At 70.3% G+C, this 13910-nt stretch carries 12 protein-coding genes; 4 read left to right on the top strand and 8 right to left on the bottom strand.

Annotation, left to right across the window (positions count from 1 at the left end; translation table 11 throughout):
* Nucleotides 1-19: 19 nt before the first annotated feature.
* Nucleotides 20-727 (top strand): MBL fold metallo-hydrolase, encoded by a 708-nt coding sequence (locus tag RKD20_RS40180; protein WP_424881994.1) that lies wholly within the window; start codon nucleotides 20-22, stop codon nucleotides 725-727.
* Nucleotides 667-1770: a protein kinase family protein gene (locus RKD20_RS40175; RefSeq protein WP_424881993.1), complete on the top strand. Its 1104-nt coding sequence runs from the start codon at nucleotides 667-669 to the stop codon at nucleotides 1768-1770. The genes RKD20_RS40180 and RKD20_RS40175 overlap by 61 nt, the downstream gene beginning before the upstream one ends.
* Here RKD20_RS40175 and RKD20_RS40170 read toward each other — a convergent pair.
* The 7 genes from RKD20_RS40170 to RKD20_RS40140 all read right to left on the bottom strand — a co-directional run bounded on the left by RKD20_RS40170 (nucleotide 1671) and on the right by RKD20_RS40140 (nucleotide 9451).
* Nucleotides 1671-2792, bottom strand: a complete 1122-nt coding sequence (locus RKD20_RS40170; protein ID WP_424881992.1) for an ABC transporter ATP-binding protein — start codon at nucleotides 2790-2792, stop codon at nucleotides 1671-1673. The genes RKD20_RS40175 and RKD20_RS40170 overlap by 100 nt on opposite strands.
* Nucleotides 2789-3865, bottom strand: coding sequence for an ABC transporter ATP-binding protein (locus RKD20_RS40165; RefSeq protein WP_424881991.1), 1077 nt, complete (start codon nucleotides 3863-3865; stop codon nucleotides 2789-2791). Before RKD20_RS40165 ends, RKD20_RS40170 begins: the two co-directional genes overlap by 4 nt.
* Nucleotides 3866-3891: 26 nt before the next feature.
* Nucleotides 3892-4884, bottom strand: a complete 993-nt coding sequence (locus RKD20_RS40160; protein WP_424881990.1) for an ABC transporter permease — start codon at nucleotides 4882-4884, stop codon at nucleotides 3892-3894.
* 72 nt (nucleotides 4885-4956) lie between these two features.
* On the bottom strand, nucleotides 4957-6624 hold the full coding sequence (locus RKD20_RS40155; protein WP_424881989.1) for an ABC transporter substrate-binding protein: 1668 nt from the start codon (nucleotides 6622-6624) through the stop codon (nucleotides 4957-4959).
* A 79-nt stretch (nucleotides 6625-6703) separates the two neighbouring features.
* On the bottom strand, nucleotides 6704-7732 hold the full coding sequence (locus RKD20_RS40150) for an ABC transporter permease (RefSeq protein WP_424881988.1): 1029 nt from the start codon (nucleotides 7730-7732) through the stop codon (nucleotides 6704-6706).
* Nucleotides 7733-8075: 343 nt separating this feature from the next.
* Entirely contained in the window at nucleotides 8076-9116 is a 1041-nt protein-coding gene (locus tag RKD20_RS40145) for an NUDIX hydrolase (protein WP_424881987.1), read from the bottom strand.
* 140 nt (nucleotides 9117-9256) lie between these two features.
* Entirely contained in the window at nucleotides 9257-9451 is a 195-nt protein-coding gene (locus tag RKD20_RS40140) for a hypothetical protein (RefSeq protein ID WP_391172630.1), read from the bottom strand.
* 153 nt (nucleotides 9452-9604) lie between these two features.
* On the opposite strand from RKD20_RS40140, the gene RKD20_RS40135 reads away from it, so the two are divergent.
* Nucleotides 9605-11620: an NPCBM/NEW2 domain-containing protein gene (locus tag RKD20_RS40135; protein ID WP_424881986.1), complete on the top strand. Its 2016-nt coding sequence runs from the start codon at nucleotides 9605-9607 to the stop codon at nucleotides 11618-11620.
* Nucleotides 11621-11709: 89 nt separating this feature from the next.
* On the opposite strand, the gene RKD20_RS40130 is transcribed toward RKD20_RS40135, so the two are convergent.
* Nucleotides 11710-12660 (bottom strand): ROK family protein, encoded by a 951-nt coding sequence (locus RKD20_RS40130; protein WP_424881985.1) that lies wholly within the window; start codon nucleotides 12658-12660, stop codon nucleotides 11710-11712.
* A gap of 195 nt (nucleotides 12661-12855) precedes the next feature.
* Between RKD20_RS40130 and RKD20_RS40125 the strand changes: the two genes are divergently transcribed.
* Entirely contained in the window at nucleotides 12856-13905 is a 1050-nt protein-coding gene (locus RKD20_RS40125; RefSeq protein WP_424883432.1) for a LacI family DNA-binding transcriptional regulator, read from the top strand.
* Nucleotides 13906-13910: the final 5 nt, after the last annotated feature.

Here is a 13910-nt window from a genome sequence, read left to right as displayed (position 1 = left end):
GCCTTTCTACGGTCGTCCCATGGACGTCATCGAACTCCTCCCCCGCCTCCACCTCCTGCGGTTCCCGGTCGGCCAGGCCTATCTCTGGCGCGACGGCGACGAGGCGACGTTGATCGACGCCGGTCCTGCGGGTTCCGCCGCCGCGATCGCCACCCGGGTCGAAGGGCGCCTACGACGGATCGTGCTCACCCACTTCCACGAGGACCACGTGGGCGGGGCGGGCGAGTTGGCCGCGATGACCGGCGCCGAGGTACTGGCGCACCGGCTGGACGCGCCCGCCGTACGAGGCGAAGTACCGGGCCCGCCCCCGGTGTTCGAGGACTGGGAACGCCCGCTGCACGCGGAAGCGCTACGGCATCTGCCGCAGGGCGAGTTCGCGAGGCCGTCCGAGGTCACCGAGCTGCGCGACGGCGATCAGCTCGACTTCGGCGGCGGGGCGCGGGTCGTCCACGTCCCGGGTCACACGCCGGGCAGCGTGGCCCTGCATCTGACCGCAGACGGGGTGCTGTTCACCGGGGACTCGGTGGCCGCGTCCCCGGTGGACGGCACGGTGATGCCCGGGGTGTTCAACGTCGACCGGGCCCAGCTGCTGCACTCCTTCGCACAGTTGGCGGCCATCGGAGCGAGCATCACGTGCTGTGGCCACGGAGGACCGATCATGGGGTCATGGTCTCCCCCGCGCGTCTCCGCAGCCACGCCGACACCGCCACCGCCCTCGCCCTCCTGAGCGACCGCGACCTCGCGGAGCTCGTGGCGTCCGGCACCCCCGCCGGCAACGGGATCGGCGGTCGGGCGACACTGCTGGAGGTGGACGGCGTGAGGGTGTTCGTGAAGCGGGTGCCGCTCACCGACGCCGAACTCCACCCGGACCACGTCCGATCCACCGCGAACGTCTTCGACGTGCCGGCCCACTGCCACTACGGCATCGGCGCCGTCGGCAGCCCCGGCTTCGGCGCCTGGCGCGAACTGGCCGCCCACGAGATGACGACCAACTGGGTGCGTGCCGAGGCCTTCCCGGGCTTTCCGCTGCTGCACCACTGGCGTGTCCTGCCCGACGCGCATCAGCGGCTTCCCGAGGAACTGGCCGATGTGGAAGGCGCCGTGGCCTACTGGGGCGGCGGCCGTGAGCGCATCGAGGCCCTGGGCACCGCGTCCACGAGCCTGGCGCTGTTTCTGGAGTACCAGCCCCGCACCCTCCACGCCTGGCTCCACGAGCAGCTGCGTTCGGATGACGCCGACTCGGCCTGTGCCCTCGTGGAACACGGCCTCGAAGCGGTGACCGACTTCCTTCAGAAGCAGCAACTCACCCACTTCGACGCCCACTTCCGCAACATCCTCACCGACGGGCAACAGCTCTACCTGGCCGACTTCGGGCTCGCCCTGTCCGACCGCTTCGAACTCGCTCTCCCGGAAGGCGACTTCTACGACAGCCACCGGCGCTACGACCGCGCCTACGCGCTCTCCTACCTGGTCCACTGGCTGGTCGTCGACCAGTACGGCCTCACCCGGGACGCCCGCGAGGACTTCATCCGCGCCTGCGCCGACGGCAAGCGCCCCGAGGCAATCCCCGGGGCCGCCGCCGCGCTCATCTCACGCCACGCCCGACTCGCAAGTGTCGTCGGGGACTTCAACCGGCGCCTGGAGCAGGAGAGCAGGCTCACCCCGTACCCTCACGCCGAGGTCGACGCGCTGTCCCCCGAAGCCGTCAGCGCCGGATCGAGCACGATGTCCTCCTCCCGGGCCTCGACACTCGGCTCCTCAGGGAAGTGACAGGCGGTCAGGTGGCCGTCCGGGTTGCCCGCCAGGCGCACCAGCGGCGGCTCCTCCCGAGCGCACCGCTCCTGGGCCTTCCAGCAGCGGGTACGGAAGCGGCAGCCGGAGGGCGGGTCGACCGGTGAGGGCACGTCGCCGGCGAGCCGGATGCGCTCGCGCCGCCGGGTCCCGTCCGGGTCGGCCTCGGGAACCGCGGACAGCAGGGCGTGGGTGTAGGGGTGCCGCGGCCTCGTGTACAGCGTCTGCCGGTCGGCGACCTCGACGATCTTGCCGAGGTACATCACCGCGACCCGCTCGCAGAAGTGCCGTACGACGGCGAGGTCGTGGGCGATGAAGACGAACGCGATCCCGAACTCCCGCTGGAGGTCCTGGAGCAGGTTGACGATCTGCGCCTGGATGGACACGTCCAGCGCCGACACCGGCTCGTCGGCCACGATCAGCTTGGGCCTGAGGGCGAGGGCGCGGGCTATGCCGATGCGCTGGCGCTGACCGCCGGAGAACTCGTTCGGGTAGCGGTTGTAGTGCTCGGGGCTGAGACCGACTGTCTCCAGCAGTTCCTGGGCCCGCTTCTTGTGCCCCTGCGGCGGGTTGATGCCGTTGAGCCGCATCGGTGTCTCGACGATCGTGCCGACCGTGTGCCGGGGGTTGAGCGAGGAGTACGGGTCCTGGAAGATCATCTGGAGGTTCCGGCGGGCCTCCTTCATCCGGTTCTCCGGGGTGTGGGTGATGTCCTCGCCGTCGAACACCACCTTTCCGGCCGTGGGTTCCAGCAGCCGGGTCACCAGCCGCCCGGTCGTCGACTTGCCGCAGCCGGACTCGCCGACCAGGCCGAGCGACTGCCCGGCGCCGACCGTGAAGTCGATGCCGTCGACGGCGTGCACGGCCCCGATCTGCCGCTGGAAGACGATGCCGTGGCGGATCGGGAAGTGCTTGGTGAGGCCGGTGACTTCGAGCAGGTGCTCCCCGGCGGTGGGCTCGGTGGTGCTCACGGGCTGCTCCTGTTCGTCCGCCGCGGTCACTGCGCCGCCCCGGCGGCCGTACGCACGCGGATCTCTTGCCTGGTCTCCGGGGTGAGGTGGCAGGCGGCGAGGTGACGGCCGGTGCCGGGGACCGCCACCAGCTCGGGCCGCCCCACCGCGCAACGCCCGCCGGGCACCCAGCCCTTGAAGGTGCAGCGGGGGTGGAAGGCGCAGCCGCCGGGCGGGTTGATGAGGCTCGGCGGGGAACCGGCGATCGGGTTCAGTCGTCGCTCCACATCACCCGTGATCTGCGGCATCGACTCCAACAGGCCCCAGGTGTAGGGGTGCTGGGGCTCCTTGAGGACGTCGTGCACGGTGCCGTACTCGATGCGGCGGCCGCCGTACATCACCAGGATGTCGTCGGCGATGTCGGCGACCACTCCTAGGTCGTGGGTGATGAGGATGACCGCGGAGCCGAACTCCTCCTGAAGATCGCGGATCAGGTCCAGGATCTGCGCCTGCACGGTGACGTCGAGGGCGGTCGTCGGCTCGTCGGCGATGAGCAGTTCGGGATCGCAGACCAGCGCCATGGCGATCATCGCGCGCTGCCGCATACCGCCGGAGAACTGGTGCGGGTGGTCCCGCACCCGGCGTTCGGGCTGCGGGATGCCGACCCGTTTCAGCATCTCCACGGCCCGCTCCCTGGCCTCCTTCTTCGAGACCTTGTGGTGGACCCGGTAGGCCTCGGCGATCTGGGCGCCGACGGTGAAGTACGGGTGCAGGGCGGACAGCGGGTCCTGGAAGATCATGGAGACCGTCCGGCCGCGCAGCGCGCGCATGTCCCGCTCGGGCAGGGAGACCAACTCCCGGCCGTCCAGCCGGATCTCGCCCGAGACCTCGGCGCGGGTGCCCTTGTGCAGCCCGAGCAGGGCCAGCGAGGTGACCGACTTCCCCGAGCCGGACTCGCCGACGATGCCGAGGGTGCTGCCCTTCTCCAGGGTGAAGGAGACGCCGTCGACGGACTTGACGATCCCGTCCTCGGTCGGGAAGTGCACCCGCAGGTCCCGTACGTCGAGGAAGGGGGCGGCCGCGGGATCGGCAGCCGCCGGTTGGGGTGAGGTCAGGAGGGACACGGGCTTTCCTTGCTGCGGTGAGGGGCTCAGACGAGGCGGACACGGGGGTCGACGAGGCCGTAGACCACGTCGACGACCACGTTGGCGAGCACGACGAAGGTGGCCGCGAAGAGCGTGGTGCCGAGGATGACCGGCAGGTCGGAGTTCTGCACCGAGTCGACCGCGAGCTTGCCGATGCCGTTGATGCCGAACACCGACTCGGTGATGACCGCGGAGCCGCCGATCAGCGAGCCGACGTCCATGCCGAAGATGGTGATGATCGGGGTGATCGCGGCCCGCAGGCCGTGCTTGAGGACGACCTTGCCGGTGGACAGCCCCTTGGCCCGGGCGGTGCGCATGTAGTCCTCGGCGAAGACCTCCAGCATCGAGGAGCGGGTGAGCCGGGTGTACAGGGCGAGGTAGACGATGACCAGGGTGGCCCACGGCAGGATCAGCCCCTGGAACCAGGCGCTCGGGTCCTGGGTGATGGGGGTGTAGCCGGAGGCGGGCAGGATCTGCCACTTGTCGACGAACAGGTAGAGCAGCAGCAGTCCGACGAAGTAGATCTGCACGGAGACACCGAGCAGGGCGAGCCCGACCGCCGCCTTGTCGGCCGCCTTCCCCCGGCGGACCGCGGCGAGTGTGCCGAGGCCGACGCCCAGGATCAGGAAGAAGACCGCGGCGCCGAGGCCCAGCGACAGGTCTGCGGGGAAGTCGCCCAGCAGGGTGCTGAGGACGGGGGTGTCGGTCTGGAAGGAGATGCCGAGGCAGGGCGCGCCGCAGTGCACGCGCACGCTCTGGTCGCCGAAGTCCCGGCCGACGAAGAGTCCCTTGAAGAACTCCCAGAACTGGGTGAGGAAGCCCTGGTCGAGCCCGAGCGAATGCTTGATCTCGGCCAGCCGGGACGGCGAGCAGGTCTTGCCGCAGGCCAGGAGTGCGGGGTCGGAGGGCAGCGCGAAGAAGATGAAGAAGGTGATCACGGTGATCACCAGCAGGATCGCCGCCGCTGCCAGCAGGCGCCGGATGAGGTAACGAAGCATGTCGTGCTGGACCCTGACGTGAGAGGGGGAGCCCGCCGGCCGGGGACCGCCGGCGGGCCGAGGAAGGCTGCGTCAGCTCTTGACGTAGGCGTGGACCAGGCTGGGCTCGGCGAGGATGGGGTCCGAGATGACCCCGCCGACCTTGGAGCCCGCCAGTTCGCTGAAGTTCATGTACATCAGCGGGACCACGGCGGCGTCCTTCATGATCTGCTCGTCCAGGGCGCCGTAGGCGGCGTCGGCCTGCTTGATGTCGGTCATCTTGGCGATCTTGTCGATCTGCGCGTTGACCGCGGGGTCGTCGAGGTAGGACAGGTCCTGGTTGGACTGCGGGAGCTTCGCGATCTGGCGTCCGTCGAACAGCACGGGCAGCACGGTCGAGGCGTTCGGCCAGTCCGCGATCCAGTCGCCCCAGGTGAGGTCGTACTGGTTCTTCACGTTGTCGATGGTGCTGAAGTAGTTCGCCGCGTCGATCGGCGTGATGTTCACGGTGATGCCGATCTTGCCGAGCGAGGTCTTCACGGCGTCGGCGAAGTGCTCCTCGGTCGTGGTGTTCTCGACCGCCAGCGACATGGTGAGCCTGGGGTTGCCCGCCTGCTTCATCAGCGCTTGGGCCTTGGTGAGGTCCCCGGCGGGGTTGGTGCTGTAGAGATTGAACTTCTGGTGGCCGCCGATACCCGGGCTGAGCATGGTGCTCGCGTAGTCGCCGTACGCCGAACCGCCGAACGCGCCGCGGACGGTGGTCTTGTCGATCGCGTCCTCGATGGCCTGACGGACCTTCAGGTCCTTGACCCGGGTGGTGTTGATGGCCAGGTAGTTGATGCCCGGGGCCGGGATCTTGTAGAGACGTGACTTCAGCGAGGGGTCGCTGGAGATCGTCGTCAGATCGGAGCCTGCGATCGGCCACTGCATGATCGAGGTCTGGGCGGTCCCGGCGTCGGACTTGATCTGCTGGTCGATCGCGGACTGGTCCTGGCCGAGCTTCACGTCGATCTCGTTGACGTTCTGCTGGCGGATCGGGTCGGTCGACTGCTTCCAGTGGGTGTTCTTGACGAGGACGAGTTCCTTGTTCTTGGTGTACGACTGAATCATGTACGGCCCGTCCGACCAGACGTGCGTGTCGTACGTGGAGCCCGTGTCGTGTGCCTTGGGCACCGCCGACCAGCCGGGCATGGCGGTCGTCTGGTTGAAGTCCGCGACGGGCTGGCCGAGTTGGAACACGATGGTGGACGCGTCCGGCGTCCGGATGGAGGCGAGCTCCTTGCCCGAGTAGGGCCCCTTGTAGGAGGAGCCGCCGACCAGCCACTGACTGGCGTACGGCGGGCCGCCGTTGATGTCGGGCGAGAAGGTCCGCTCGACGCCGTACTTGACGTCCTGCGCGGTGACCGCCGTGCCGTCCTGCCAGGTGACGCCCTTGCGCAGGTGGAAGGTCCACACGGTGCCGCCCTTGCTGGGCGTTCCGGTGTCGGTGGCCAGGTCGCCCACGAGCTTGGGCTGGGAGCCGGTCTCGTCCCAGCCGGTCAGGGTGCGCACGAGCTCCTGGTCCATGCTCGAACCCTCGGTCGTGTAGACGCGCTGCGGGTCGAGGTGGTCGAAGTCGGCGTGGTCGAGGACGGTCAGCGTGCCGCCCTTGGTCGGGGAACCGCTGCCGGTGGTGCTGGAGGAGCCCCCGCATGCGGTGGCCCCCAGGGCGATCGCCACGGCGGTGGCCGCGAGCGCGATCGAGCGCCTTCTGCGCGTCATGAGGTAACACTCCGTTCTTCTACGGCTCGGCGAGACGGCTCAAGTGGGGCCGTTCGCACCGGTGTTGAGGGGGACCGCGTCAGCCGCGGGCCGCGCGGGGATCCAGGGCGTCCCGGACGCCGTCGCCGAGGAGGTTCAGCGCCAGGACGAGCATCAGCAGCAGGACTCCGGGGACGAACAGGTACATGGGGTCCTGGAGGAAGAACTGGGAGGCGTCCGAAAGGAGCGCCCCCCAGTCCGGGTTGGGCGGGATGACACCCACGCCGAGGTAGGACAGGGCCGCCTCGGTGGTGATGTTCTGCGGGACGGCCAGCGCGAAGGAGATCAGGACCGGCGCCCACAGGTTCGGCAGCAACTGCCGGAAGAGGATGTGCCACTTCCCGGCGCTCATGATCCGCGCGGCGTCGACGAACTCCCGCTCACGCAGCGACAGGACCTGCCCGCGTACCAGCCGGGCGGTGTAGGCCCAGGCGAACACCGCGATGTTCAGGACGAGGACCAGCAGCCGCAGGTTCTCATCGGTGCCGCCGTGGCTGTTGGTCTGCATCGCGTTCTGGATGACCGGGGTGAGCGCGATGATGAACAGCAGCTGCGGGAAGGCCAGCATCACGTCCATGATCCGCGAGAGGACGGAGTCGACCCAGCCGCCGGAGTACCCCGCCGCGAGGCCGGCCACGACACCCACGACGGTGGACAGCACGGCCGAGGCGAAGCCGACGAACAGCGAGGTGCGCAGGCCGTAGACGATCCGGGCGAACAGGTCGAAGCCCGTGCCCGGTTCGACCCCCAGCAGGTGGGTGAGGCTGACGCCGCCCAGCGCCCCGCGCGGGAAGTTGCCGGTGTCCGGGTCGATCGCCTTGCCGTCGGGGGTGATCGGCCCCCAGCCGGTGATCGCCGTCAGGACCGGGGCCAGCAGCGCGATCAGGATGAAGAGCACCGTGATCACGAACGCGGCCAGGGTGACCTTGTCCCGTCTGATGCGCCGCCAGGCCATCCGGGCGGGCGAGCGCCCGGTGATGACCGTGCCGTCGCTCCCCGGGTCCGGCGAAGGTCGACCGGCTTGCGTGGTGCCGATGTCGGCGGGCATCGGCTGCTGTTGCGTCGTCATCGTGCGGACGTCCCGGGTATGTGCTGGGGTCGGCGCGGGGGTCTCGGCATGAGGCTGTCCCCTGAAGGAAAGGCGTCGGTCGCCGACCGTTGCCGGCGCCGTGAGATTCAGCGGACTTTCGCAACACGCCGAGAGGCCGGTCAAGGCGGAGAATGACCGAAAAGGGGATTGTTTAGGCTCCTTGCCAAAGGTTGACGAGGGCGGGAACTGTCGTTAGCTCTGGCATGGAGGTATCGCGACGATTCCCTTGGCGGGTTCTCGCACTCCGCTTGCCTGAACCGAACATGTCTCGAACATGGCGAGGCCCCGTCGGCGGCGTGCCGACGGGGCCTCACCCCGGATCTCAGCCGATCGGAATTCCGGCTTCCAGGTACAGCGCCGCCCCGCGCTCCCGGGCGCGCAGCGCCCACCTCAACCGCTCGTAGCGCACCGGCGGCAGCAGTTCCGCGGCCTCCTCCTCGCTGGCGAAACACCAGCCGCGCAGTTCGGGACCCGGCAGCAGAACAGCCTGCGCCCGGGTGGAGCCGAGCCGCCCGCCGTCGAAGAGCAGGCGCAGTCCGCCGTATCCGGGCGGGGCGGGCGGTTCCCAGTCGACGACGAGGAGACGCGGTACGTCGTCCAGTCGGATGCCGGTCTCCTCGGCGACCTCGCGCATCCCGGCCCGCGCGGGCGCCTCACCGCGCTCGACGACACCGCCGGGGAACTCCCAGCCCGCCTTGTACGTGGGGTCGACGAGCAGCACGCGGTCCTGCTCGTCGAAGAGGAGGACCCCGGCGGCCACGGTCTCGCCGGTGGGCTCGGGGGTCTGCACGATGTCGCACACGGGCACCGTCCCGGCGCCGAGGCCCTCGGCGATGCGGGCGGCCGTCTCGTACGGGGTGAGCGCACCGGTGTCGATCAGATGGGCGTCGGAGGCGAGCCAGGAGGCGAGGGCGGCCCGGTAGGGCTCGATGCGGTCGTACGCCCAGTGCCCCTGTCCGATTTCGCCGAGCGGCAGGGTCGGCGGGGTCTCCCGCCCGGCTATTCGCTCGCGCAGGATCGTTTCCGCCGGGGCGAGGAGAATGTGGTGCACAGCGATCCGGCGAGCGGCGAGGCCGCCGAAGATCTCGTCACGGTACTCCTGGCGCAGCAGGGTCATCGGGACCACGAGGGTCCCGCCGAGCTCGGCGAGCATCGCGGCCGCGGTGTCGATGACCAGTCGGCGCCAGATCGGCAGGTCCTGGAAGTCGCCGACCTCGGCGAGGTGCTTGGGCGGCAGCAGACGCACGACCGCCGCGCCGATGTCCTCGGGGTCGAAGAGCGTGCTGTTCGGGATCAGTTCGATCAGTTCCCGTGCGGTGGTGGTCTTCCCCGCACCGAACGCGCCGTTGATCCAGACGATCACGGACTCCCCCTCTTCTGTTTGGCCCCCTGTGGCTTGCCCGTTCCACCCTGCCACGGAAACCAGCCGCAGATGAGGGCGCACGAATCGGCGCCGGGGCCCCTCAGGACGAGGGGCCCCGGCGCCGGGTCGTGCGAACCTCGTCAGCCGTCCTGTCCGAGGGCGGTTCCGTCCAGGCCGTCCAGGCTCTCACCGGCGACGGTGTGATCGAGGGTGCTGAGGGTCTTGTCGACGTCGAGGTGATCGAGCTCCTCGCCCAGGGCGTGCGAGGGAGTGATCGCCGCGACGACGAAACCGGTGGCGAGGGAGGCGATGGCGAGCATGCTGCGCTTCTTCATGACCTGATCAACGGCACCGGACGGAATGGGTCACGCTGCCCTGCCCCGCGCCGCTCCCTTCCACCACAGTCGAACACGTTCTAACGTAAACGCCCACATGATGACGCGTACATGCCGTCATCACACCTTCCGCTGGTTCGGAGGAACGTAATGATGCGTCACCTTCACACCCGCACGACCCGCCGAAGGATGGTCGCCGCACTCACGGTGCTGGCGTTCGCGGTGCCCGGGGCGGCTCCCGCCGTCGCGGGCGAGGAGGGCACGGGCTCACCCGCCCTGGCCGACGGCCTGGCCCTCACCCCGCCCATGGGCTTCAACAACTGGAACTCCACCCACTGCCGTGCCGAGTTCAACGAGTCCATGGTCAAGGGGATCGCGGACATCTTCGTCGACAAGGGCCTCAAGGACGCCGGGTACCAGTACGTCAACCTCGACGACTGCTGGGCCCTGCCGAACCGGGACGCCGACGGCAAACTCGTCCCGGATCCGGTCCGCTTCCCGAACGGGATCAAGGCCGTCGCCGACTATGTGCACTCCAAGGGGCTCAAGCTCGGCATCTACACCAGCGCGGGCACCAAGACCTGCGACAGCGTCGGTTTCCCGGGCGCGCTGGGCCACGAGTACAGCGACGCCCAGCAGTTCGCCGACTGGGGCGTCGACTACCTCAAGTACGACAACTGCAACAACCAGGGCGTGGACGCCAAGCTGCGCTACACGACCATGCGCGACGCCCTCAAAGCCACCGGCAGACCCATCGTCTACAGCATCTGCGAATGGGGCCAGAACAAGCCCTGGGAGTGGGCCTCGGACGTCGGCCACCTGTGGCGCACCACCGGCGACATCAGCGACAGCTGGGGCTCGATGCTGTCGATCCTCAAGCAGAACCTGCCGCTGGCGCCGCACGCCGGGCCCGGCCACTGGAACGACCCCGACATGCTGGAGGTCGGCAACGGCGGCATGACGGACACCGAGTACCGCTCGCACTTCTCGATGTGGTCGGTCATGGCCGCGCCCCTGCTCATCGGCAGCGACCTGCGCTCGGCCTCCGCGGAGACCTTCGAGATCCTGTCGAACAAGGAGGTCATCGCCGTCGACCAGGACCCGCTGGGCAAGCAGGGCGGCGTGGTCTCGTCCGAGGGCGGGCGCTGGGTGGTCGCCAAGGAGATGCAGGACGGCAGCCGTGCGGTCGCCCTGTTCAACGAGTCGGGCAGCCCCCAGCGCATCGCCACCACCGCCGCGGCCGTCGGCCTGCCCGACACCCACGCGTACACGCTGCGGGACCTGTGGCAGCACCGGAGCTACAACACCGCGGGCACCATCTCGGCGACCGTTCCCGCACACGGAACGGTCCTCGTACGGGTCGCCGCCGACCGCAGGTGGCCCCAGCACCCGCCCGCCGTCGAACTCGGCCTGGACGGCAGTACCTTGGTCCAGGCCGGCACGCCCGCCGCACTGACGACCACGGTCACCGACCTCGGACGCACCCCGGCCAGGCAGGTCTCCGTACGGCTGACCGGCCCCGCGGGCTGGGCCGTGAAGGCGACGTCGCCCACCTCCGCCCCGGCCCTGTCCACAGGCCGCTCACTGCGCACGAAGTGGTCGCTCACCGCTCCCGAGGGGACGCCGACGGGGTCGTACGACCTGATCCTCAAGGCGAGTTACCGCTCACCGGCCGGTGCCCGGGTCGACAGCACGCTGCCCTTCAGCGCGACCGTGGTGGTCCCGCCGCCCTCGGGCAGCTCCGGCCTCGGCGATCTGCCGTGGCTGTCCGCCGCCAACGGCTACGGTCCCGTCGAACGCAACACCAGCAACGGGGAGAGCGCCGCGGGTGACGGTCACCCGATCACCATCGGCGGGGTCGTGTACGCCAAGGGGCTCGGGGTGCACGCGGAGAGCTCCGTCGAGTACTACACGGGCGCGGCCTGCGAGACGGTCACCGCGCAGGTCGGCGTGGACGACGAGAAGGGCGCGAACGGCACGGTCGCCTTCGAGGTGTGGGCGGACGGCACCAAGATGGCGTCCACCGGTGTCCTGACCAACGCCATGCCGGCCCGGCCGCTCACCGCGGACGTCACCGGCGCCCGGCTGGTCCGGCTGGTCGTCACCGACGGCGGCGACGGCATCGACTCGGACCACGCCGACTGGGGCGACGCGCAGTTGAGCTGCTGAGAGCCGCCGTACGCACGCGGCTGCCGGGCCCGCCTCCGGACCCGGCAGCCGCGTGAACGTTTCTCTCGCACCGGTCGGCTCGGGCGCGGTCAGACCACCGCGGCCGCGTCGGTCCGCTTCGCCAGTGCCGCCGCGGCCGCTCCGACCAGCCCGGCGTCCGTGCCCATCTGCGCGGGCACGATCGTCAGGCGCTGGACGAAGGACAGGGTCGCGTAGTCGGCCAGCGCCTTGCGCAGGGGGTCGAAGAGGACATCGCCCGCCTTGCCGACTCCGCCGCCGACGACCGCGATGTCGATCTCCACGAGGGTCGCGGTGGCCGCGATACCGGCGGCCAGCGCCTGGGCCGCCCGGGCGAACGAGGCCACGGCGACCGGATCGCCGCCCCGGGCCGCGTCGGCCACCGCGGCGGCGGACGTGTCGCCGTCGGGACCGGGCCGCCAGCCGTTCTCCAGCGCGCGCCGGGCGATGTTCGGACCGCTGGCTATGCGCTCCACGCAGCCGCGCGCCCCGCACGGGCACGGGTCACCGTCGAGGTCGACGCTGATGTGCCCGATGTGACCGGCGTTGCCGGTGGGCCCTGCGTGCAGCTGCCCGTTCAGCACCAGACCGCCGCCGACCCCGGTCGACACGACCATGCACAGCGCGTTGTCGTGCCCGCGCGCGGCCCCCTGCCAGTGCTCGGCCGCCGTGATGGCCACCCCGTCGCCGATCAGCTCCACGGGGAGCCCGCCGGCCGCCTCCCGGACCCTGCGGACCAGCGGATAGTCGCGCCAGCCCGGCACGTTCACCGGGCTCACGGTGCCGGTGGAGGCGTCCACCGGGCCCGCGCTGCCGATGCCGAGGGCACCTGCGCGCCCCCACAGCGGCGAGTCCGTGAGCTCGCCGAGGGTCTCCTCGACGGCACGCATCACGCTCTCGCCGTCCTCCTGGGCCGGCGTGGCGCGCTGGGCGCGGAGCAGGATCCGGCCGTGGCCGTCCACCAGCGCTCCGGCGATCTTGGTGCCGCCGATGTCGAGCGCGGCCACGAGGTCGGTGTGCATCAGTGTCAGTTCTCCCCGGTCAACCTTGAGGAATGGACAGGCCGGTCTCGCGGTGGGGGCGCTGGCCGACAGATTGCGGTGGACAGTGTCTCCCGCATCTGACAACGTTGTCCAGGCTCTATGCTCGACGCCACATCCTCATACAAAATCATGGACCAGCGCATCCCCGTCGACGACAGGACAGGACGCCGTATCGTGCCCGAGACCCACAGCCGAGCAGACCGCCTCTCCACGACCCGGTACGGCAACCGTCCGACCATGAAGGACGTGGCCGCGCGAGCCGGCGTCGGGCTCAAGACGGTCTCACGCGTGGTCAACGGCGAAGCAGGGGTCACCCCCGAGACGGAACACCGGGTCCGGGAGGCCATCGAGGCCCTCGGCTTCCGCCGCAACGACAGCGCGCGCGTACTGCGCAAGGGCCGCACCGCCAGCATCGGCCTGGTCCTGGAGGACCTCGCCGACCCGTTCTACGGCCCGCTCAGCCGCGCGGTGGAGGAGGTGGCCCGGGCCAACGGCGCCCTGCTCATCAACGGCTCCAGCGCCGAGGACCCGGAGCGCGAGCAGGAGCTGGTGCTGGCCCTGTGCGCCCGGCGCGTGGACGGCCTGGTGGTGATCCCGGCCGGCAACGACCACCGCTATCTGGAGCCCGAGCTGAAGGCAGGCGTCGCCACGGTGTTCGTGGACCGTCCCGCGGGCCGGATCGACGCCGACGTCGTCCTCTCCGACAACTTCGGCGGGGCCCGCGACGCCGTGGCGCACCTGATCGCCCACGGTCACCGGCGGATCGGCTTCGTCGGCGACATGCCCCGCATCCACACGGCCGCCGAGCGGCTGCGCGGATACCGGGCCGCCATGGAGGACGCCGGCATCGAGGTGGCGGACGCCTGGACGTCGCTGGGGGTCACCGACCCGCAGCGGGTGCGCCGGGCAGCCGAGGAGATGCTCTCCGGCCCCTCCCCCGTCACCGCGATCTTCACCGGCAACAACCGGGTGACCGTCACCGTGATCCGGGTCCTCGCCGAGCACACCCGCAGGGTCGCCCTCGTCGGCTTCGACGACATCGAACTCGCCGATCTGCTCCAGCCGGGCGTCACGGTCGTCGCCCAGGACGCGGCGACGCTGGGACGTACGGCCGCGGAGCGGCTGTTCCGCCAGCTGGACGGCACGCTGCTGACGCCGGAGCGGATCGAACTGCCGACGCGGCTGATCACCCGGGGCTCGGGCGAGCTGCCGCCCGCGGACTGAGCGGC

This window comes from Streptomyces sp. SLBN-8D4 (assembly GCF_049739545.1).
GTDB lineage: Bacteria > Actinomycetota > Actinomycetes > Streptomycetales > Streptomycetaceae > Streptomyces > Streptomyces canus_C.
The sequence above is the reverse complement of the archived record's forward strand: the minus strand, read 5'-3'. Positions and strand labels throughout refer to the sequence as shown.

Bases quoted from the DNA above. Each gene is read 5' to 3' on its own strand.
- RKD20_RS40180 (WP_424881994.1), top strand. From the start codon at position 20: ATGGACGTCATCGAACTCCTCCCCCGCCTCCACCTCCTGCGGTTCCCG.
- RKD20_RS40175 (WP_424881993.1), top strand. From the start codon at position 667: ATGGTCTCCCCCGCGCGTCTCCGCAGCCACGCCGACACCGCCACCGCC.
- RKD20_RS40160 (WP_424881990.1), bottom strand. From the start codon at position 4,884: ATGCTTCGTTACCTCATCCGGCGCCTGCTGGCAGCGGCGGCGATCCTG.
- RKD20_RS40155 (WP_424881989.1), bottom strand. From the start codon at position 6,624: ATGACGCGCAGAAGGCGCTCGATCGCGCTCGCGGCCACCGCCGTGGCG.
- RKD20_RS40150 (WP_424881988.1), bottom strand. From the start codon at position 7,732: ATGACGACGCAACAGCAGCCGATGCCCGCCGACATCGGCACCACGCAA.
- RKD20_RS40140 (WP_391172630.1), bottom strand. From the start codon at position 9,451: ATGAAGAAGCGCAGCATGCTCGCCATCGCCTCCCTCGCCACCGGTTTC.
- RKD20_RS40135 (WP_424881986.1), top strand. From the start codon at position 9,605: ATGCGTCACCTTCACACCCGCACGACCCGCCGAAGGATGGTCGCCGCA.
- RKD20_RS40130 (WP_424881985.1), bottom strand. From the start codon at position 12,660: ATGCACACCGACCTCGTGGCCGCGCTCGACATCGGCGGCACCAAGATC.